Origin of the sequence: Halopenitus persicus (assembly GCF_002355635.1) — an archaeon.
In the GTDB taxonomy this organism is placed as follows: Archaea; Halobacteriota; Halobacteria; order Halobacteriales; family Haloferacaceae; genus Halopenitus; species Halopenitus persicus_A.
Genome location: NZ_AP017558.1, coordinates 1,639,005 through 1,658,802, shown reverse-complemented (window position 1 = coordinate 1,658,802; position 19,798 = coordinate 1,639,005). Strand labels below are relative to the sequence as shown.

Genomic DNA, 19,798 nt, shown 5'->3' with positions numbered 1-19,798 from the left:
ATCGGTTTACCCAAAGTATTATTCGCGCCGCCGAAGTAGTCTCAAGTGAGACTATGAGTGACGCACCTGCCGCGGAGGGTGGCGGCCCGTTTGAAGAGCAGCGGCAGATCTACGATCTCCTGTCCCAGGAGACGCGGCACTTGATCCTGCAGTTCATCCTTGGCCATCCGGAGCATCTCCCGTCACTCGATGAGTTGGCGTACATGATGCCGAAGAACAAGGCCGCAATCAGAGATCAGCTGGAGGTTCTCAGTGACAACGATATCATCGACTGTTATCGGTACCCGCCGAATGAGGACGCGCGTGACCTCCCGTCGCAGTTCTACGGCCTGACTGAACACGGGGTGGAGGTTCTCTACGAGTATAATTATCTCCGTGGCCTCCCTGTAGCGCGTGCCCTCTACGACAACACGCGCCTGTCGGAGAAAGCCCAGCGGCACCGTGACGCGCCGCGTCCGGAACTCCCAGACAAGGTCAGAGATGCCCTCACGATTGAGGAGGATGACAGCACTGATTTTGACCGCTTGGAGCGGTATATCCGGGAACGAAAGGGGAATACACACAGCGTCGATGATCAGGTAGTCGTCGCAAAGGCGTTCTACAATGCGGAGATCGGTCCCGAGGAAGAGGGGATCAAGCGAACCGAGCTACTGGACTCGCTTGATGTCGACATTGAGTACCAACCGCGGACGGTACTGAATCACCTTGTTGATGCTGGAGTGCTTGCCCAGACCGCGCCGCCCGGGCCGGATGTCTTTGCGATTAGCGAACGGCTTGATGAGATTGTGAACGGGCAGGTGACTGAGGAAGCGGAGGTGAACCTGGATGCGCTGATCGCGCATATCGACGATGAACTGCAGGTTACGGCGCTTTCTGAGGACGCTGCGGAGCGAGGGGGCCCGCAGGCCCGGGTGTCAGCGCCGTCTGTCGCGGTCGCTGACGGGGCTGGTCGAACAATTCGGAGTATCTTGGCCGCGGAGTTTGATATCGAGCCAGAGCAGGTCGTCGAGTTTCTGCGCTCCGGCGACGCAGTGGATCGACTCAATACGGCTGTTGAGGTGATTGAGTCCTCTGAAGAAGTCACGAAATCAGAGGATTACGGGCAGATTGTGTTTGTCCGACCGGCGTATCGCTACCGGTTGACCGAGCAGGCGATGGATCTCGTCTAAGAAAGGTCGTTGTTGTCGGTTCGCACGTGTGCTGACCGGTGACGGGTCTTAGAGACCGGGGTTGGGGTCTATGTTGGCGCAGTCTTCGCAGAGGACGCCTGGTTCGCCTTTGTCTGGATGCCCGACCCAGGTGCCAATGAGTGCCGTTCCGCATTCTCGGCATTCTTGCGGAATATCAGGGAGCCGGTAGGCGTCGATGAGCTCGTAGATCCAGATTGCTTGCGCGACCTTGTGCGTCCCTTGAAGTGCGTACGATCTGAGTTCTGCAGGGCTCTCGAAGTAGTCAGACTCGCCTTCCGATCCTATAGTAGTCACTAGAAATAGTTACTCACATTTGGGATCGAGATCTGATCAAGAGCGGTGTCGATCGCTGTTGTCAGTTCGTCGAGTGAGTCAAAGAACCGGTTGCTGAGGGCTGCTTGGAGCTGTCTCCAGCATTCCTCGACTGGGTTCAACTCCGGTGAGTACGGGGGAAGCGTCACGAAGGCGAGGTCGTCACGGGCCGCCAGCTCCGTGACGGCCGACGCCTGGAAATACGGTGCACCATCGAGAACGATAATCAGATCATCTTCAAATTCTTCACAGAGTGCTAAAATGAAATGTTTTGCGTGATCTGCGGTGATGTACTCTGTACATCGGGAGAAGAACCGATCACCATCCTCGGTGATCGCGCCGAGCAAGCACGTCCAGTCCCGCTACCCGGACAATTCGACGGAGGGCCGCGTGCCACGCGGAAATCACGCGGCACGCGGCTCGACCTGGACTGATTTCTTGGTTTGATCGATACACACTACTGTGGCGTCCATTTCCCGCCGCTTTTTTTGATCTCGTCGTAGAACTCGTCTTGGTCGGATTCCTCAGATTCAGCGGCTGTACGTCGAGGTTTTTGATAGCTGAGTCCAGCTTCTTTCAGTAACCGCCGACAACTCGGGGCAGAGTACTCAACGCCGTAGGTTTCTTCGAGAAAATCTTGGACGAGCGCCGGTGTCCACGCCGGCGCGTCGATCCCGACTTCCTCGGGTGGTTCATAAACAGTTCGTTCGAACTCTTTTTGCTGTGATTCTGAGAGCTTTCGTTTTCTCCCAGATCGATGAGCATCGGAAACAGCTTGCTCAAGCGGTTCGTCTGTATCAAGTCGCATCAACCAGCTGTAGATCGTTCTTCGCCCGGTGTCATGCCACTCTGCAAGTTCGGTCTGCGTCACACCGTTTTTGTACGCGATCGCCGCTAACAACCGTTGAATCGGCTTGTTTCCGTCAATATTGTTGAGGGCGTCTTGGAGTTCTTCGACGGAGATCTCGTCGAGATGATCCATTGAGTATAGTAACAACCTTTGAGCGGAAAGTTCTAACGATTACTATAGTCTACCCGTACTCATCGGGCCCTTATCACTTTATGCAAACCAAGTTGGAAGTAAATGGCTCATAGGACGTTTCGGCAGAAAAATGCTGTCGGATTTTCGTTCCTGCCCCGGTAGTTCTGCAACGACGATTGGACCCCTGGACCGAATCTGCTATCAGCAACGGGCGAATGTGCTGACCGCAACGGGCTTAGGTCAAAATAGTTGTCAAAACATCGATAGAATTTAGTAGGTCCCGCGCTTCCAATCTAACGAAGTGCCAGACGGCGGAGGGCGCGTACTGTGACCGGTTCAAATCCCACCGCGAAAACAGGGCGATATACGGCTGAATCCCTACGCCGTACCGTCAATAGGAAAGAACCGGTAACAGGATGCCGCCTCCCGGATTTGAACCGGGGACAGCTCGATCTTCAGTCGAGTGCTCTCCCAATCTGAGCTAAGGCGGCTCGCATCCGAACCAAGGCCGATTCGGGACAAAAGGATTTCGAAACACGGCGCGGGGACGTCGACCGGAACCCCTCGGTATTGGTTCCATCAGGGACGACGTCGCGTCGGCTCCGGCGTTCGATCCACGACCGGATGAAGAATTATGCCGGTCCAGGAACGATGACTCCAGGGCAATGACGTCGAACGAAAACACGAACGACGATGCTGCCGCGGATTCCGGGGCGTGGTGGCGACGTCCGGGGCGAGCGATCGTCGCCGCCGGGCGATGGGTCGCGGACACGTTTCGCGGCTACTCGGGAGTTCGAGAGATTGAAGACCGACGACGGTGAACCGCCTCAGAGTCAAGTGGTTCGAGACGCGAAGCGTCTCGTCATCACGAAAGTATCCGATGTCCGAACGACCCTAAGGCACTCGCCTTGCTCATCTTACTGAAACAGAGCGAGATCATCTCCGATCGAATACGGCGGGATCGAAGCGGTACCAGACGGTTTCACGTGTCAGAAGCAGAATAGCGGACGAGCTTGAAACGGATATGGAGGTGCTCAAAGAACATCATCCAGACCTATACGGAGAACTCAAACACGTCGTGTGCGACGATTTCGAATAAGGAAGTGGGGCCGCTGAGAGTCGAACTCAGGTCCACTGCACCCAAGGCAGCGAGGATACCACTACCCTACGGCCCCGCATCCTCCACTACCCGGATGACGCGCTAAAGGGTTTCGTTCGGGGAGAGTTCCCGTCCCGGCCGGTTCGTTCCCTACCGGTCGTCCTCGCGCAGCTGGAGCTCGGCGACGAGGTCGTAGGGATCGGTGCCCTTCCGAACGCCGTCGAGGATGCGGAACGCCTCGTCCGGGGAGAGGAAGTGGCGGGTGACTGCCCGGCCCAGCGGCGTCGGCTCGAGGCCGTCGATGAACCCCCACTCCAGCAGCTTGCCGACGGCGTGTTTCGTCGGGACGTCGCCGATCATCCGGTCGTTGAGGCGTTTGGCCTGGTTCCCGGCGACCGTGATGTTCGCGAGCGTCTCCTCGACGGCGGCGGTCTCGTCGTAGATCGTGGCGACGTCCTCCATCTCGCCTTTCAACAGCGTGAACGCCACCTCGTCCTCGGTGCGCTCCATCGAGTTGTGGTAGGTGCAGTCGGGCTCGACCAGCAGGAAGACCGTCCCGCGGTCGTGATAGTCGGGCCGGCCCGCCCGGCCGAGCATCTGGGAGAACTCCTGGACCGAGAGCCACTCGATGCCCATCGCCAGCGAGTCGAAGACGACCTGCGAGGCCGGAAAGTCGACCCCGGCCGCCAGCGCCGCCGTGGTGACGACCGCCGCGAGGTCCTGGTCGAGGAACTGCCGTTCGACCTGCTTGCGCCGACCGTGATCGAGGCCGGCGTGGTACGGGGCCGAGTCGTACTCGAGCTTTCGGCTGATCTCGTGACAGCGCCGCCGGGAGTTGGTGAAGACGATCGTCTGCCCGCGGTAGCCCTTCGAGGATTTCCGGTCGAATTCACGTCTGACGAGTTTGTTCTCGATCCGGGTCTTCTCCCGGCCGTCGGCGAACGTGACGTGGCGCTCGATCGGAACGGGGCGCTCCTCGAACTCGATGAGCGTCGCGCCCAACTGGCCGGCGAGCCACTCGGGGTTCCCGACGGTCGCCGACAGGTAGATCCACTGGGCGCCGTCGTAGGAGTCACGGGCGGCGACGCGTCGCTCGCTGTAGTATTTCAGCCGCGAGATGAGCCCGTCGAGGCGATGCCCGCGCTCGCCCTCCTTGAGCGTGTGGACCTCGTCGATGACGACCGTCCCGACGTCGCCGAGGTCCTTGCCGGTCCGGAGCGCGTGGTCGATCCCCTCGTAGGTGCCGACGATCACGTCCGCGTTCGGGTCGAAGCGGGTGCCGTCGTCGTCGATCCGCGAGGATCCCACGCGGATCGAAACGTCGAGGACGTCGCCGTACCGGTCCTGGAAGTCCTCGTGTTTCTGGTTGGCCAGCGCGACGAGCGGGACGAGAAACAGCAGCGTCCCCTCGCCTTTTAATGCGCGGTCGATGCCGGCTAGCTCGCCGACGAGCGTCTTGCCGGTCGCGGTGGCGCTCACGACGAGCTGGTCGTCGCCCTCGAGCAGGCCGTTGCGGACGGAGAGACTCTGGACCGGGAGCAGCTCCTCGAACCGGGACTCGACCCGGTCAGCCAGTTTCGGGTGGAGATCGAGGTCGGCGGTCCGGACCGGGGTCACGTCGTCGACGGTCGCGGAGACCTCGTCGTATTTGGTGAGGTCGGGGTCGAGCCCGCCCGACAGCAGGTTTGCGATCCGGTCGAGGTCCTGGACCTCGAGCAGCAGCTCCTCGAGGCGGTCCTCGGCGGCGCCGGTGAAGCCGCCGCCGTTCGTCCCGCCGACGCCGCTGGCGAAGGAGAGCTCGCGGTCGAGCTCGCGTCTGGCACAGTCCGGACAGATGTGCTCGTCGTTGTGGACGATGGCCGTGTCCTCGGTGATCGGCGAGTAGCGACCGTCGCTTGCACACCGGCGGCAGGTGCGAACCACCGCCGCCTCGAGCTGGTAGCCGTCGAGGGCCGCTCGAAGGCGCGTGCGTCCCTCGGGTGAGGTCTGCTGGGAGATCCGGATCCGGGAGGCGGCCCGCGCCAGGTCGACGAACTCCTCCGGGCGCCGCGGCTCGGCGTCATCGCCCCGGATCGCGTGAAACTTCCCCGGCCGGGGGCCCGCGTCGGTGTCCTTGAGCTCCAATCGCCCGTGGAGGACGCGCGATCCGTCCCGGATCGCCGCCACGACGTAGTGACTCCGCGCCTCGTGGAGGAACAGCGTGTCGACCTCGGCCTGCTGCTGTGACACTACCGGCGCGTAGGCGATCGGGGTACTTCAGCGGTTCGTCTTCGGGGGTTCGTCTCGAGGGGAATCATCCCCACATCGACGAGAAAGCCCTTTGGGCACGGACGCCGTCCCCCGACGTATGTACGACTTCGCCGTCGTCGGCGTCGGTCCCGCCGGCGCGCGGTTCGCCCGTCGGGCCGCCGAAGCCGGCCGCGACGTCATCGCCCTCGAGAAGGGCGAGATCGGCACCCCGCTGGCCTGCTCGGGCCACGTCTCCACCGACATCTGGGAGTATCTCCCGGAGGGCGCCGAGAACGATCTCCGCCAGAACCGGGTCCGTGGCGCGCGCTTCCACGTCGGCGGGCCGGGGTCTCGGTCCTACCCATTTTATAAGCGCGAGGCGGTCTCCAACGTGATCGACCGGGTCGCGCTCGACCGAACGCTGGCCGAGTGCGCCCGGGAAGCCGGCGCCGACGTCCGCGAGGGCCACACGGTGACGGGGATCGAGGAGCACGACGACCGGGTCGTGTTGACGGTCGCCGCGGACGATGAGCACACGACGGAGACCATCGAGGCGCGGATGGTGGCCGGCTGCGACGGCCCCGTCTCCCGGGTGCGCCGATCGCTGGGATTACCCGAGCCCGCGGAGACGCTCCACGGCGTGCTCGCGTTCGACGACGCGCCCGACGACGGCGACTTCGTCGACGTTCACCTCACCGCGCCCACCTTCTTCGCCTGGCGGATCCCCCGCGGCGAGGCGGGCGTCGAGTACGGCCTCGCCGCCCCGCCGGGCGAGGACGTCACCGCGCTGTTCGACGCGCTGACGGGCGCCTACGACGTGGAGACCGACCGGTTCTGCTCGGGCGCCATCCCGATCGGCCCGCCCGGGACGGTCACGAGCGATCGAGCGTTCCTGATCGGCGACGCGGCCGCCCAGACGAAGCCGTTCACCGGCGGCGGGATCCTCTACGGGATGACCGCCGCCGACGTCGCCGCCGACCGGATCGATCCGACGGATCCGGCCACGCTCGCCGACTACGAGGCGGGGTGGCGGACGGAGCTGGCCACGGAGATCCGGCTGGGGAAGCTGATCCGGGCGTGTTACTCGCTGCCCGAGCCGGTTCAGCGCGTCGGGCTTCGCGCGCTCTCGGGGGAGATCGGCGTCCATATGGACCGCCCGTCGTCCTTCTTCTCTCGCGAGCAGTTCCGGCGGCTGTTTTCCTGATCCCGCGAGCAGGTCTCCGCTGCGTCGCCCTCAGCGATCGCCCGCAGCGGTCGTCGACCCCTGGAGGAACGGGAGCCGGAGCGTAATGACTGCGCCGCGGGGATCGTTGTCGGCGTAGCCGACCTCGCCGCCGACGTCGGTGATGGCCCAGCGGACGAGCCACAGGCCGAGCCCCGAACTGTGTTCGGTCGGGGTCTCCGCGGTGCCTTCGAGCGCCTTCCGTTCGGCGGGGGGATACCGGGGCCGTTGTCCGCGACGCTGAGAACCGCCTCGTCCCCCTCGATGCGGAGCGTGACTGCGATCTCGGGGTCGCGGTCGGCGTGTTTGATCGCGTTCGTCACGACCTCCTCGATCGCGAGCTGGAGCCCGCCGTTCGACCGGACCGTTGCGGGAACGAGATCGCGGTGGATCGTCACGTTCGAGTCGGTCTCGACCATCGTTTCGAGCAGATCCGCAAGGAGCCGATCGAGCCGGACGCGCTCGAGGGGGGCATCATCACGCATCGCCGACCGGAACCGACGGGCAGCGTCGGAGAGCCCGATCAGGCTCTCGGCCGCGTTCCGGATCGCCGCCGCGTGCTCCGCCGCGTCGCCGTTCTCCGCCTCGATCTCGGCGGCGTGGCCCGTGACGACGTTGAGTCGGTTGCGGAGGTTGTGGCGAAGGACGCGGTCGAGCACCGCGAGCCGCTGTTCGCGCTCGTGGCGGTCGGTCACGTCGCGCTGGAATCCGAGGAAGTACTCGACCTCGCCGTCGGCGCCCTCGATGGGCGTGATGTCGAGCTGGTTGTACCACTCCGACCCGTCCGGGCGACCGTTCCGGATCTCCACCGAGACGGGCTCGCCGGCCTGGACGGCCGACCGGATCCGGGCGACCGTTGTGGGGTCGGTGTGCTCCGTCTGCAGGATCCGCGGATTGCGCCCGAGCACCTCCTCCCGCGATCGGCCGGTGATCCGTTCGAACTCGTCGTTGACGTAGATGAGCGGGTTGTCGGGCAACGACGGGTTGGTAATGGAGATCCCGACCGTCGCGGCGTCCATCGCTCGACGGTAGAGCTTGAGCTGATCCTCGCGAGCCTGCCGCCGCGAGACGTCGTGGGCGACGATCTGGACGGTGTGCCCCGGCGACCGGCGGGCAGCGCCGGCGTCGGTTCCGCCGGGCTCGGACGCGTCCACCGTCCCGTCGTCGACGCGAGCCACGGCGAGTTCGGTCGGGATGGCGTAGTCGTTGCGCTGGAGGTCGACGTCGACGAACTCGATCGACGAGCCGGGCGCCATCGACTCGATGAGCTCCCCGACGCGGTTCCGGTCGTCAGGAAGGACGAACGCGACGAACGACTCGCCGCGAAGTCCGCCGGACTGGGCGCCGAGAATCCGCTCGGCGGCGGCGTTGGCGTAGGTGATCGTTCCCTCGGTGACGAGAAAGACCGCCGCGGGCGTGTGCTCGACGAGCCGGCGATAGCGTTCCCGGCTTCCGGCCAGATCGCGGGAGAGCCGACGTGTATGGAGCGCGCTCTCGATGCGGCGTTCGAGGATCGGCGTCCGAAGCGGCGTCGAGACGACGTCGGTGACGACGGCCGCGAGCGGGGCCGGCAGCGCGGCCAGCGTCTCGCCGGTGCCGCCGGGCGTGAGCAACAACACCGGCAGCAGCGCCTGCGACCGTTGCCGGCGGTCGAGGAGCGGAGCGCGAACGTCCGCGAGCGTGTGGCGGTCGACGATACAGAGGTCGAATCGGGCGTTCCCAACGCCGGACGCGTCGATCCGAACCGGGTCATAGCCGTGTGCCTCGAGCCACTCGGTGAGCAGTCGCTCGTGGCCGTCGCGGGTGAGACAACACGCCACCCGCGGGCGGCGGGACCCGTCGGTCGGGCCGAGGCCGGACCGCTCGGCGGCGAGTCCGAACACGGGCGGTTGCTCCGGGTTCGCACCGTCGTCGGCCCCCGAGTTCGCACCGCCGTCGGCCTCTGGACGTACCTGCCGCTCGGAGGACCACCCGAGCCCGGAGTCGTTCGTCGGAGCGTCGTCGGTCATCGGCCGGCGATCAGTCGTCCTCGACGAAGTCGGGCGTTCCGGTCAGGATCCCGCGGAGTCCGGTCAGCGGGTCCCCCAGGACGATCCCCTCGTTCGTGATCGCGAACTCCCGAAGCGTCCGCTCGAAGTCGCTGGCACGTTTCTTCAACACGCCGGCCGCCTTCCGGAGCTCGCCGGCGACCTCGATGTAGCGCAGAAAGAGGATGGTGTCGGCGAGATAGCTGATACGGGAACTCGTCGGCGTGAACTCGCCGGTAACGGTGCCGACGTCGTCCACGAGGATCACGGTGACGCCCATGTTCCGAAGATAGCGACACAGCGCGTGCAGCTCCCGGACCAGGTCGTCCTCCGCGCCACGCAGCGAGAGCCGATAGCCGGAGATCCCGTCGAGCATCACGACGCGGGCGTCGCGTTCCTCGACTTCGGTCCGAACCTGCGCCGCGAACTCGTCCGGGGAGACCGACAGCGGCTCCACTTCCTCGACCGCGAGCGAGCCCTCGTCGATCATCTCGTCGACCGGCACCCCGATCGTGCGCGAGCGGTGGCGGAAGGTCGCCGTCGACTCCTCGAACATGTAGATGACCGACCGTTCGCCACGGGTGGCCGCCTCCTTCATGAAGTGGGACCCGGTCGTCGTCTTGCCGACGCCGCTGGGCCCGGATATCACCGACACGGTTCCTCGTTCGATCCCGCCGGAAAGCAACGAATCGAGCGCGTCGACACCCGAGGAGACGGTATCGGCCGTGAACTCCCGAGCGTGTATCTCCGGTTCGAGCCGGGGATACACCCGGAGTCCGTCGTCGGTGATCCGTGCGGTATGGGTGCCAGCCTGGAAGTCGGAACCGCGGAACTTCGTCACCTCGAGCGTCCGTCCGGTCTCGCCGTGGCCGAGCCGAATGCTGCCGTCACAGAGGTACTCGAGGTCGTCGACGGACCGATCCGGGGTCGACTGGGTCGTGAAGAGAACGGTCGCGCCGGAGTCCGTGAGATAGCGCATAAACGCGGTCGCCTCGCGCCGGAAGGCGGTGTCGTCGGAAACCAGCTGTCGGAACTGCGTGAGCGGGTCGACGAACACCCGGTCCGGCTCGACGCGGTCGACCGCCTCGGAGATCCGGTCGGCGATCCGGCCGGCCTCGGTCTCCTCGGGACCGAACAGGCCGTAGGTCCGGTCCTCGGTGAAGGAGCCGGCGTCCGCGGTGAGGTCGAGAAAGGAGACGTCGGAGAGGTCGAACCCGAGCGACGAGAGGTTCTCCCGAACGTGCTCGGTCGGTTCCTCGAAGTTCACGAACAGCGTCGACTCGCCCGCCGCGACGCCGGTCGTCAGGAAGTGCACTCCAAGTATCGTCTTCCCGGTGCCCGGCCCGCCCCGGAGCATATAGGACCGTCCCGACCGTAGTCCACCGAAAAGCACGCGATCGAGTCCCTCGACTCCCGTCTCCACTCGTGAGAGACTGGCCATTTCCTAGACGGAGAGCCGGGAGGATAATCAAGGTATTCCCCGTACTCCGTCGAGAAGTGTTTGTCATAGTAACGGAATTCGTGACGGTCGTTCCCCGAACGGGGTTTCCGTCGAGCCCGGATGCCGGGGACGATCCCGAAAGAGGACCGAGCCGGCCGAGGCTAGTCGAGGCGCCCGGGCTGAGGCCTGTCGAGGCGCCTCGAACGGAAGCCGCGGCGTGGCGGCGGGGACCCTGCCACCCTCACTCGGGATACGTCGGGACCCGGGCCGACCGAGCGCTTCCGTCCTGGAACGGGAGCGCGACGCGACGCGCCGGGACGTCCGTGCCATCGATCCGGACCGCCACGGACTGGCCGGGGGCGAGTGCCTCGAACGCGACGAGTCCGAAGGCGATCGGAGCGTCCAGCGACGGGCTCGCGACCGCGCGCGTGACCTCGCCGATGGCGGCGTCACCGTCGACGATCGCCGCGCCGGCTTCCGGGAGCGGTTCGTGATCGTCCCCTTCCTCGAGGACGAGTCCGACCAGCCGACGGCTCGGTCGTCCCTGGTTCTCCACGCGTGAGACGACCTCCTGGCCGACGTAACAGCCCTTCTCGAAGTCGAGCGCGTTGCGGATACCCGCGACGTTGGGAATCCGACCGTCGAGTTCGTATTCGAACAGCGGCGTCCCGGCCTCGAGCGTCAACGCGTCCCACGTCCGGTAGCCGAACGGTGCCGAGTTGAGTCCGCGGACGAGCAGCGTGTCGAAGACCTCGGGGGCGTCGTCGGCCGCGCAGATCACCTCGTACCCCTCCTCGCCGAGGGGGGCGTCGCTGGCGATCACCGTCACGCCGGCGTCGACCATCGTGCCACGGACGAACGAGAGCGCGGGCTCCGGCGATCCGGCACCGTTGAGGACCGAGGCGATCTTCTCGGTCGCGGTCGGCCCGTGGACCCCGAAGACGCCGAACTCCGTGGTCGCCTCGCGGATCGCGACGTCCTGGATGAAGACGTTCTCGCTCCAGTGCTCGACGAGGGGCGCGGCCTGGTCCGGCGGGGTGAACACCAGCAGGCGCTCGCCGGCGTTGTAGACGTACATGTCCGTCTCGATCCCGCCCTGGGGGTCGAGCAGGAGCGCGTAGACGCCCTCCCCGTCGGTCCGGGGGACGGCGTTCGAGACGGCGTCGTCGACGAACGCGACCCGGTCGTCGCCGGTCACGACCACGATCCCGTAGCCCATCTCGATCGTCCCGACCCCGTTCCGGACCGCCCGCCCGACGCTGTCCGGGCGGCCGTAGTGGTCGACGACCTCGCGGCCGCCGCGGTCGACGAAGGCGGCCCCGTGGTCCGCGTGGGCGTCACTGACGAGCGTCATACCGATCCGGAGTCGGCGCGGGGTGAAAAGCGCCGTGAACCGGGGGCGACCCACGGTTCGACGACTGGCGGGAAACGCGCCCTCACAGTCCGAGTTTCGATCGGAGCCGGTCGAGGATCCCCGGGTCGTCCGGCTCCGGCGTCGAGTCGGGGACGACGCGGTCGTGGGGGTACACGCGCAGGCGCGACTCGGCCTGGTCGACGGTGATCAGGTCGTCGTCCTTCAGTTCTCCGAGCGCCGCCTCGATCCGGTCGATGTCGGCGTCGACGGCGGTCCGGAGCTCGAACACCGTCATCCCCTCCTCCCTGCGGTCGACGAGGGCGTCGAGGATCGCGACCTCGACCTCCGGCCGGTCGCGATACGCCGGCTTCGCTGCCATATCGGAGCCAACGGTCGGATCGGGTTTACGTGTACCGGCGGTCATCGCCACTGCGATCGTTCGGGTCCGTCCACGTCCGTCCGCGCCCATCCACGTCCGTCCGCGCCCGTCCACGTCCGTCCGCGCCCGTCCACGTCCGTCCACGTCCGTCCACGTCCGTCCATAGACCAGGGTTTATAAATCCCGAGCGGACGAGGGACGGAGCAATGCCCACCGACGCCCAGCAGGCCTGCTTCGAGGCCGGGATCAAGTTCGGGTCGCTATACCACCAGTTCGCCGGCACGCCCGTCAGCCCGACGAGCACGCGCAGCCTCGAGCGCGCGATGGCCGAGGCCATCGAGAACCAGCCGTTCTGCGAGTCGGTGACGGTCACGATCCACGACGACCGCGTCAGGGAGGCGATCGACCACGGGAACGGCTACGCCGAGCTGACGGGGTCGCTGATGGACGTCACGATGCGGATCGACTACGAGGACGTGACCGTGCGGACGCGCATGGAGATGGCGGACGGCTACCCCCTGATGACGCTCGTCGAGGTCGAAGACGGGAGCGAGGAGTGACGGGAACGGGCGGAAGCGAGGAGTGACCGGAAAACGGCGGACGCGGCCTCAGTACTCGTACGCGATCCGCGTTTCGCCTGCCGCGTCCCGCACGATCACGGTGTCGTCACCGTTGTTCCAGACGGCCGAGCCGGCGTTCCAGTACAGTTCGGTTCCGGTGTCCGTGCCCGCGCCCGAGTGGACGGTCACCCGATCGCCGGGTTCGAGGACGAACCCCTCGGGAAACGCGTACGTTTTCCCGGCCGCATCGGAGAGCGTCCACCCATCCAGCGAGACCGGCTCCTCGCCGCGATTCTCGAGGGTGATCGATTCGCCATTCAAGTTCTCGTGGTCGTTGCCGGGGGCGTCCGCGGTGACGTCCGCGACCGCGACCCCGTCCGGGCCGACGGCGGTCGCAGCGGCGTCGGTCCCGCTCCCCGACGTGGTGGTTTCGTCGCCCGACGCGGCCGTTCCGTCCGCCGTCGCGTTCGCCCCGGCACCCTCCTCGTATCCCCAGACGCCGATGCCGGCCTCGCGGGCGGCCGCCTCCGCCGACCGGTAGGCCGACCGCTCCGTGAAGGGAGTATCGTACAGCCGGGCATAGCCGTTCTCGAGCAATCGGCGGTTGAACGAGACCTCGGTGGTCTCGTTCTGTGAGACGGTGACGAGCAGCCGGCCGTAGCTCCCGCGTGCGTCCGCGGTCGGGTCGGTCTCGATGTACACCTCCTCGCCGGCGAGCCGGTCCTCGGCGTAGACGGTCGCCCGATCGGCCCAGTGGGAAAGCCACGCTCGCCCGTCCGGGTCGTCGGGGATCGACTCCCACTCGTCGGGCGAGACCGATCCGGTCCCCGTCTCGGGCGTGTCGACGCCCAGCAGCCGGATCGTGTCGCGGGTCCCGTCCGGGAGCCGGACGTGCATCGTGTCGCCGTCGACCACCTCGATGACCGTCACGGTCGCGCCGGCGGTGCGGTCGAAGCCGGGCGTCGCGGTCGTCGCGGGCCGGTCGACTGCGTCACCGTCGGCGCTCGGCACCGCCGGCAGCGCGGCGATCGCCGGACCGCCGACGATGGTCGCGACCGCGAGCAACCCCACGACGAGGAGGACGCCGGCCCCGACCACGAGCTCGAGTTCCGCGCGGTCCCCGTCCCCCGACGAGCGTCGGTCGGGGCCGGACAGGGATGGGGGCATCACGGCCGAAGGATCGGCCGGGAGCGCCCTAACCGTTTCCCTCGAGCACGCGCTCGGGAGCGGTCGGCCGGTCGAACCGCGGACGCGTGGCTGGAAGGGAGTGGGTGACCGAAAACCCGCGATCGAACCGCCGGCAGCGCGGCGTCCTACCGGATGTGGCCTTCCTCACGCAGCTGGTCGGCCTCGCTCTTCTCGTAGCGCCACGTGATGTCCGCCTTCTCGTCCTGCCAGTCCCACGGTTCCACGAGAACGACGTCGCCCTCGCGGATCCAGATGCGCTTTTGCATCCGGCCGGGGATGCGCGCGGTCCGCTCCGTCCCGTCCGCACAGCGAACGGTGACGCGATTCGCTCCGAGCATGTTCGTGACCTCGGCGAACACCTCGTCCTCGTCGGGCATTCTGAGGTCACGTCGGCCCTCGCCGTCGTCGCTCATGGACCCCGGTTCGATCCGTCACGGTTTAAACCCGCCGGACGCGGGCCGACGGTGGCCGGCACGGGAACGCCCCAGCGGATGCTCAGACGGGCGAGCCTTACTGGTCCTGCAGTTGCTCGCGGCCGGGCGCGATGAGCCGGTCGAGCGCGTTCGCGAGGGCGGATTTCGCGTCCGCGGGGTGGAGCTCGCCGGACTCGACGTCGGCCTCGAGGGCGTCGTACGCCTCGTACTCGAGGTCGCCGCCGTATTCGTCGGGGCGCTCGACCACGACGCTGTCGAAGCGGGGGAAGACGTGGTACTCGAAGATCTGGAGGACGGGGTTCTCCCGCTCGCGGCCCTCGTCGTCGGGGTCGGGGTCGGCAGTGGGCGGACAGTACGCCTTGTTCACCTTCTCCTCGATCTCCGCGGTCGAGTCCTCCATCGAGATCGTGACGCCGGTGCTCGAGGACATCTTCCCGATCCCGGAGGCCAGGTCGGCGATGAGCGGCGTGTGCAGGCTCGTCGGGGGTTTCCGATCGATGCTCGGGAGCACGTCCCGCGCGAGCATATGGACCTTCCGCTGTTCCATCCCGCCGACCGCCAGGTCGACGCCGAGGTACGGGATGTCGAGCGCCTGCATCAGCGGGTAGACGGCCTGGGAGACCTTCACCGAGTCGCCGGACTTGATCTCGGCCATCGCCCGCTCGGCGCGCGCGAGGGTGGTCTCGAGCTCCAGCGCGTGCAGGTCCAGGGTGTAATCGTCCTCGAGCTGGAAGTCCGACCCGAGCACGAACTGCGTCCGGTCGGCGTCGAGGCCGTAGGCGATGAACTGGTCGCGCATCCGCTCGGCGGTCCGGCGGATCTCCTCGAAGGAGCCCTTGTCGTTCAGGTAGGCGTGAACGTCCGCCAGGAGGACGGTGACCTCGAAGCCGGCCTCCTGGAGGTCGATCAGCTTGTTCGCGGTGAGCATGTGCCCGATGTGGAGGACGCCCGAGGGCTCGTAGCCGACGTACGCCCGCTTCCCCTCGGGGGCGTCGGCCAGCGTCTCGATCTCCTCCTCCGTGACCACCTCGGCGGCGTTCCGGGTGATCAGCTCGTAGGCGTCCATATACGCTCGGTTGAGGACCGTTCGGATATGCCTTCTGAAAGCGCGTTCGTGCGCAGCCATCGGCGCCCGCTCGACCGTGATCGGGCGTCCAACGATCCGGGACTCGCCGATGGACGGAAGTACGTCGGTCCCGGACCGGAGCGTATGAGCGACCCGATCGTTGGCGGGCCACACACCCAGGAGACGATCGTTGGCGGGCTGCACACCCAGGAGACGATCGAGACGCGCGTCGACGACGGGAGCGCGCCCGCCTGGGTGGCGGACCACTGGCGGACGTTTCGGGAGGGACTGCTCGGCGAGCGGAACGGGTCCCCGTTCCCGTGTTACTTCGGCGTACGGTCGGTCGAGGCCGGCGCACCCTTATATACTGCCGTCGAATCGATGACCGACCCGGGAGCGCTGCTGGAGCTCGGGCGAACGCTGCAGGCATACCTCGACGTCTACCGGGAGTACGACGACCACGCCTCGCTGGTGACGTTCTTCAAGCCACCGGCGGGCTCGCTGTCGGAGGCGGCGTACCACGAGCGCCTCTGGAACGTCCTCCAGTTCCTCCACGTTCACGACCCCGAACCGTGGCCGGAGGACATCCCGGTCGACCCCGACGACCCCTACTGGGAGTTCTGCTTCGCCGGCGAACCGATCTTCCCGACGTGCCGGGCGCCCTTTTATGAGGAGCGCAAAAGCCGATACTGTCCGATCGGCCTCGAGATCACCTTCCAGCCGCGGGCCCTCTTCGAGGGGTTGGACGTCACCCCCGACGCCGAAAAGGGGGAACGCGCTCGCGAGATCATCCAGGACCGGCTCGGCGACTACGACGGCGTCTGCCCCCACGCCGACCTCGGCGACTGGGGCCACGAGGGCGACCGCGAGTGGGTGCAGTACATGCTCTCGTCCGACGAGAACCAGGCCCCGTCTGAGCCACCGATCGCGATCAGCCGCGACCATCCCAAATCGACGCGCCTGCTCGAGGCCGAGCCGCTGACTCCGTCGCTTCCCCTGGAGGCGACGCGATGACCGGCAGTCAGGGGGGAACGGGATCGGAGGACGAGACCCCCGACGAGACGCCGGACGAGACCCCCGACGAGACGCCGGACGACCCCGTCCTCGTGCTCGTCGACTTCCAACGCGGGTTCGACGAGCCCGGGTGGGGCGACCGCAACAACCCCGACGCCGAGGCGAACGCCCGGACGCTGCTGGCAGCCTGGCGCGAGGCGGACCTCCCGATCGTCCACGTGCGCCACGACTCGACGGAGCCGGACTCGCCGCTCCGCGGCAATCGCTCGGGTTTCGCGTTCAAGGAGGGGTTCGAACCCGCCGAGGGCGAACGCGAGCGCCTCGTCACCAAGCGGGTCAACGGCGCGTTCGTCGGGACCGACCTCGAGGAGTTCCTCGCCGAGCGGGGTTACGGGCGGCTGGTCGTCTGCGGGCTCACGACCGACCACTGCGTCTCGACGACGGCGCGGATGGCCGAGAATCGCGGCTTCGAGGTGACCGTCGTCCGGGACGCGACCGCGAGCTTCGACCGCGAACTCGAGGGGGAACGGGGCGACGAAGAACGGTTCGACGCCGACCTGGTCCACCGGACCGCGCTAGCACACCTCGCCGGCGAGTTCGCCCGGATCGAGACGACGGCGTCGGTTCGGGAGCGCGTCGACGACCGCCGACTCGACGACGCCTAACTCCCGTCACGAATTCGATCGAATTTCAGTATCATAGGTGTTTAAGGGATGTGCTTATATAGTCGTTATTCATCACGATATCACGCGGAAAGAGTGTCTGAGGAAAACATATGGTCCGAGAAATGGTCGAATCGTTTGATAATGAATGGATGCCGGAGGTGACACAGAGGATCCACGACGAACGACCACGACCGGCGCCGAGACGCACTGCCCGCCGAATCCGACGTCTGATGGCCATACACACGACGAGATCGCCCGCCGACCGGCCCCACTCCATCCGGAACCGCCGTCCCAGCCGACGGCGGTGCCACGCGCGAAATCGCCGCTGGTCCCGCGGCGGCCCGGGGACTCGGTGAGGCGATCGCTTCTGAATGAACTGCAAATCCGACGTCGAGCGGCCGCGACGCCGGGCAGGTCTGCAGGACCGCTCAACCGGCAGGACCGACCGGTCCTCACCGACATTCGGCGCTCAGGACCGTCCAACCCTTACGAGCGCTCGGCCCGGTGCTCGGAGATGATCTGGTCGACGAGCTCGCTTTGCTGCTGGCGTTCGCGCTCGCGTGCCCGGCGCTCCCAGTCGTCGATGGCGGCTTCGACGTCGCTCTCGCGGGCGACCGCCAGGTCGTCGACCTCCTGGAGGGCGACGTCGTCGGCCGGCGCGACCGGGATCGACTCCTCGAAGAGGACGGCGTCGGCCGCCTCCGAGAGCGTTCCCTCCTTCAACACGAGCCGGGGATCCATCTCCGCCAGCAGCGCGGCGGTCTGACGACCCGCACCGGAGGCGTCTCGGAGGTAGACCACGTCGCCGGCGGCGATGCCGTACTGGCTGTCGGCGGCCTCGATGGCGTTGCGAGTGAACTGGTCGACCGCCTTGACCGCGACGAGGTCGCGCCCCGCGGCGACGTCCGCGAAGTCGGAGTGATCCAGCTTCCAGAGCGCCTTGAGCCGTTCGAGCTTCTCGGCGAGGCCGTCGGCGCGCTCGCGGGCCTCGTCGCGTTCGCGCTCGAGCCGGTCCGTCTCGCGCTCGAGCCGTGAGACCGCCCGCCGCTCGCGGGCCTCGATCCGCTCCTGACGTTTGGCATCCGTGAGCTCCGCCTCGAGCTCCTCGATCCGGTCGTCCCGGTCGTCGAGCTTCGCGGTCAGGTCGTCGACGTGGCCCTCGAGCCGCTCGACGCGGTCGCGGAGCCGGCGGATCTCGCGTTCCTCCTCGGTCCGGTCGGGCTCCGTTGGGTCGCCGTCGCCCTCGTCGTCCGCTTCGCCCGCTCCGGATCCGTCGCCGTCGTCCCGGAGGTCGTCGATGACCGTCTCGACCGACTCCTCGCCCGAGACGACGCGGGCGATCACGGCCTCCCGGTCGAGCCGCGGCGGGGTCTTCTCGGCGATCCGGTCGAACTGGTCGGCGTGGTCGTCGAGGGCGTAGAGCGCGGCCGCCAGCGCGTCCCGCTCGTGGTCGTTGTCGGTCTCGAACTCGCGGGTCCGGTGGAGCTTCTCGTCGACCGGGAGGTCGCTATCGGGGATCCAGCCGGCCGCGTCGAACGACCGGCGAAACGTCTCGACGGTGTCGGGCATCGGCTCGACGTCGGCCGCGACGATGGCCGGGCGGCCGCGCTCGATCACCCACTCGATGACGTCGGCGGTGTCGGCGGTTCGGGTGGAGTGGACGTCGTGGACCGTCCCGTCGAGGCCGACCACGGCCGCCGCGGTCGTGGTGCCGGGATCGATCCCGACGATCACGTGGTCGCGCCGCTGCACGAGCGGCTCGTAGGCGATCCCGTCCCGGCGCTCGCGTTCGACCTCGACGCGGACGTCGCCCGCCCGGGAGTTCGAGACCGGAATGTCCTCGGGACGGGCCGCGACCGTGAAGACGGCGTTGGCGTAGCCGCCGTACTTCTCGGTCACCTCGCGCTCGTACTCGAGGTTCGCCGACCGGAGTTCCGATTCGACCTGCCGGGTTCGTTTCTTCACGTTGCCGTGGATCCGGCGGGTGTACCGGTCCTGGCTCCATCCGCCCTTGCCGGTGGACCGACCGCGGGCGACCTTCACGGTGGTCTCGTCGGTGAACGCGGTCACCTCGTGTCCGACGTTGGCGGCGGCGAGCCGGGCGGCGGCCTCCGCCTCCGACATCGGGTCCGAGTCGTAGGGGATGCCGTGGCGGGAGGCCACCCGCGAGAGTGGTTCGGGCCGCTCTGCGCCGGTCACCTGGACGAGCCGGGTCCCGTCGGGCAACGATCGGAGGAGCTGGACGAGTTCGCCCTTGTCAGCCGCCAGTTCGTAGGCGTTGTCGGTGGCGATCCGGGCCGGCTCGCGGTCGTCGATCAGCCGGAGAAGCTTCCGGCGGGAGACGACGTCGCGGTCGATCCGGGCGATGGGTCCGTCGACGTCGGGCCGGTTCTCGTCGGGGACCGCGTCCTCCTCGTCGGCGGACAGCGGGGTGAGGGTGACGAGCGCGTAGGCGGGCGCGTCCCCGCGGACGTCGCCGCTTTGCACGTCGACCCCGAACACCGGACGGTCGAGGGCGCGAACGGTCCGGGAAGTCACGCCCGCCGATAGGCGATCGACGGATAAATACTACACGACGAGGCGATGGAGAGGGTGCACGACGAGGCGATGGAGAGGGTTGTGAGGGTTGAGAGAGT

Annotated in this window: 15 protein-coding genes, 2 tRNA genes and 1 pseudogene; 6 read left to right on the top strand and 12 right to left on the bottom strand. The window is 67.0% G+C overall.

The window, feature by feature from the left end:
- Positions 1 to 53: 53 nt before the first annotated feature.
- Positions 54 to 1,169 carry a hypothetical protein gene (locus CPZ00_RS07975; RefSeq protein ID WP_096390407.1) on the top strand — a complete coding sequence of 372 codons (1,116 nt, stop codon included), beginning with the start codon at positions 54 to 56 and terminating at the stop codon, positions 1,167 to 1,169.
- A 314-nt stretch (positions 1,170 to 1,483) separates the two neighbouring features.
- Here CPZ00_RS07975 and CPZ00_RS07970 read toward each other — a convergent pair.
- Positions 1,484 to 2,484: pseudogene (locus CPZ00_RS07970) on the bottom strand (IS630 family transposase).
- A gap of 417 nt (positions 2,485 to 2,901) precedes the next feature.
- Positions 2,902 to 2,975: transfer RNA gene (locus CPZ00_RS07965), tRNA-Phe, on the bottom strand.
- Between the two features lie 174 nt (positions 2,976 to 3,149).
- On the opposite strand from CPZ00_RS07965, the gene CPZ00_RS15355 reads away from it, so the two are divergent.
- Entirely contained in the window at positions 3,150 to 3,305 is a 156-nt protein-coding gene (locus tag CPZ00_RS15355) for a hypothetical protein (RefSeq protein WP_157744210.1), read from the top strand.
- 283 nt (positions 3,306 to 3,588) lie between these two features.
- Here the strand turns inward: CPZ00_RS15355 and CPZ00_RS07955 are convergent.
- Both CPZ00_RS07955 and CPZ00_RS07950 read right to left on the bottom strand, forming a co-directional pair.
- A tRNA-Pro gene (locus CPZ00_RS07955) sits at positions 3,589 to 3,659 on the bottom strand.
- Between the two features lie 74 nt (positions 3,660 to 3,733).
- Positions 3,734 to 5,812 (bottom strand): DEAD/DEAH box helicase, encoded by a 2,079-nt coding sequence (locus CPZ00_RS07950; RefSeq protein ID WP_096390406.1) that lies wholly within the window; start codon positions 5,810 to 5,812, stop codon positions 3,734 to 3,736.
- 118 nt (positions 5,813 to 5,930) lie between these two features.
- On the opposite strand from CPZ00_RS07950, the gene CPZ00_RS07945 reads away from it, so the two are divergent.
- Positions 5,931 to 7,016: a geranylgeranyl reductase family protein gene (locus CPZ00_RS07945; protein ID WP_096390405.1), complete on the top strand. Its 1,086-nt coding sequence runs from the start codon at positions 5,931 to 5,933 to the stop codon at positions 7,014 to 7,016.
- Here CPZ00_RS07945 and CPZ00_RS07940 read toward each other — a convergent pair.
- The 4 genes from CPZ00_RS07940 to CPZ00_RS07925 all read right to left on the bottom strand — a co-directional run bounded on the left by CPZ00_RS07940 (position 6,914) and on the right by CPZ00_RS07925 (position 12,235).
- Entirely contained in the window at positions 6,914 to 9,043 is a 2,130-nt protein-coding gene (locus CPZ00_RS07940) for a PAS domain S-box protein (protein ID WP_096390404.1), read from the bottom strand. The two genes, CPZ00_RS07945 and CPZ00_RS07940, sit on opposite strands and share 103 nt — an antisense overlap.
- A 10-nt stretch (positions 9,044 to 9,053) precedes the next feature.
- A complete protein-coding gene (locus CPZ00_RS07935; RefSeq protein ID WP_096390403.1) occupies positions 9,054 to 10,502 on the bottom strand; it encodes an ATPase domain-containing protein in 1,449 nt (482 codons plus the stop codon).
- 241 nt (positions 10,503 to 10,743) lie between these two features.
- The gene (gene ygfZ / locus CPZ00_RS07930) at positions 10,744 to 11,856 is read right to left on the bottom strand and encodes a CAF17-like 4Fe-4S cluster assembly/insertion protein YgfZ (RefSeq protein WP_096390402.1); all 1,113 of its coding nucleotides are present in this window, start codon (positions 11,854 to 11,856) and stop codon (positions 10,744 to 10,746) included.
- Between the two features lie 82 nt (positions 11,857 to 11,938).
- The gene (locus CPZ00_RS07925) at positions 11,939 to 12,235 is read right to left on the bottom strand and encodes a DUF6432 family protein (RefSeq protein WP_096391643.1); all 297 of its coding nucleotides are present in this window, start codon (positions 12,233 to 12,235) and stop codon (positions 11,939 to 11,941) included.
- A 206-nt stretch (positions 12,236 to 12,441) separates the two neighbouring features.
- Between CPZ00_RS07925 and CPZ00_RS07920 the strand changes: the two genes are divergently transcribed.
- Positions 12,442 to 12,795, top strand: coding sequence for a dihydroneopterin aldolase family protein (locus tag CPZ00_RS07920; protein ID WP_096390401.1), 354 nt, complete (start codon positions 12,442 to 12,444; stop codon positions 12,793 to 12,795).
- Positions 12,796 to 12,843: 48 nt separating this feature from the next.
- Here the strand turns inward: CPZ00_RS07920 and CPZ00_RS07915 are convergent, their stop codons facing one another.
- The 3 genes from CPZ00_RS07915 to CPZ00_RS07905 form a co-directional block, all read right to left on the bottom strand.
- Positions 12,844 to 13,962, bottom strand: coding sequence for a lamin tail domain-containing protein (locus CPZ00_RS07915; protein WP_096390400.1), 1,119 nt, complete (start codon positions 13,960 to 13,962; stop codon positions 12,844 to 12,846).
- Between the two features lie 146 nt (positions 13,963 to 14,108).
- Positions 14,109 to 14,396 carry a translation initiation factor eIF-1A gene (gene eif1A / locus CPZ00_RS07910; protein ID WP_096390399.1) on the bottom strand — a complete coding sequence of 96 codons (288 nt, stop codon included), beginning with the start codon at positions 14,394 to 14,396 and terminating at the stop codon, positions 14,109 to 14,111.
- A 97-nt stretch (positions 14,397 to 14,493) separates the two neighbouring features.
- On the bottom strand, positions 14,494 to 15,483 hold the full coding sequence (locus CPZ00_RS07905; protein ID WP_096390398.1) for a tyrosine--tRNA ligase: 990 nt from the start codon (positions 15,481 to 15,483) through the stop codon (positions 14,494 to 14,496).
- A 144-nt stretch (positions 15,484 to 15,627) separates the two neighbouring features.
- Here CPZ00_RS07905 and CPZ00_RS07900 point away from each other — a divergent pair, with 144 nt between their 5' ends.
- Positions 15,628 to 16,497: a YqcI/YcgG family protein gene (locus tag CPZ00_RS07900; protein WP_096391642.1), complete on the top strand. Its 870-nt coding sequence runs from the start codon at positions 15,628 to 15,630 to the stop codon at positions 16,495 to 16,497.
- A complete protein-coding gene (locus tag CPZ00_RS07895; RefSeq protein WP_096390397.1) occupies positions 16,494 to 17,162 on the top strand; it encodes a cysteine hydrolase family protein in 669 nt (222 codons plus the stop codon). The genes CPZ00_RS07900 and CPZ00_RS07895 overlap by 4 nt, the downstream gene beginning before the upstream one ends.
- Before the next feature lie 486 nt (positions 17,163 to 17,648).
- Here CPZ00_RS07895 and CPZ00_RS07890 read toward each other — a convergent pair whose 3' ends face one another.
- Positions 17,649 to 19,700, bottom strand: a complete 2,052-nt coding sequence (locus CPZ00_RS07890) for a DUF460 domain-containing protein (RefSeq protein ID WP_096390396.1) — start codon at positions 19,698 to 19,700, stop codon at positions 17,649 to 17,651.
- Between the last annotated feature and the right edge of the window lie 98 nt (positions 19,701 to 19,798).

Bases quoted from the DNA above. Each gene is read 5' to 3' on its own strand.
- CPZ00_RS07935 (WP_096390403.1), bottom strand. From the start codon at position 10,502: ATGGCCAGTCTCTCACGAGTGGAGACGGGAGTCGAGGGACTCGATCGC.
- CPZ00_RS07915 (WP_096390400.1), bottom strand. From the start codon at position 13,962: ATGCCCCCATCCCTGTCCGGCCCCGACCGACGCTCGTCGGGGGACGGG.
- CPZ00_RS07945 (WP_096390405.1), top strand. From the start codon at position 5,931: ATGTACGACTTCGCCGTCGTCGGCGTCGGTCCCGCCGGCGCGCGGTTC.
- CPZ00_RS07925 (WP_096391643.1), bottom strand. From the start codon at position 12,235: ATGGCAGCGAAGCCGGCGTATCGCGACCGGCCGGAGGTCGAGGTCGCG.
- CPZ00_RS07940 (WP_096390404.1), bottom strand. From the start codon at position 9,043: ATGACCGACGACGCTCCGACGAACGACTCCGGGCTCGGGTGGTCCTCC.
- eif1A (WP_096390399.1), bottom strand. From the start codon at position 14,396: ATGAGCGACGACGGCGAGGGCCGACGTGACCTCAGAATGCCCGACGAG.
- CPZ00_RS15355 (WP_157744210.1), top strand. From the start codon at position 3,150: ATGACGTCGAACGAAAACACGAACGACGATGCTGCCGCGGATTCCGGG.
- ygfZ (WP_096390402.1), bottom strand. From the start codon at position 11,856: ATGACGCTCGTCAGTGACGCCCACGCGGACCACGGGGCCGCCTTCGTC.
- CPZ00_RS07905 (WP_096390398.1), bottom strand. From the start codon at position 15,483: ATGGACGCCTACGAGCTGATCACCCGGAACGCCGCCGAGGTGGTCACG.
- CPZ00_RS07920 (WP_096390401.1), top strand. From the start codon at position 12,442: ATGCCCACCGACGCCCAGCAGGCCTGCTTCGAGGCCGGGATCAAGTTC.
- CPZ00_RS07895 (WP_096390397.1), top strand. From the start codon at position 16,494: ATGACCGGCAGTCAGGGGGGAACGGGATCGGAGGACGAGACCCCCGAC.
- CPZ00_RS07975 (WP_096390407.1), top strand. From the start codon at position 54: ATGAGTGACGCACCTGCCGCGGAGGGTGGCGGCCCGTTTGAAGAGCAG.
- CPZ00_RS07900 (WP_096391642.1), top strand. From the start codon at position 15,628: ATGAGCGACCCGATCGTTGGCGGGCCACACACCCAGGAGACGATCGTT.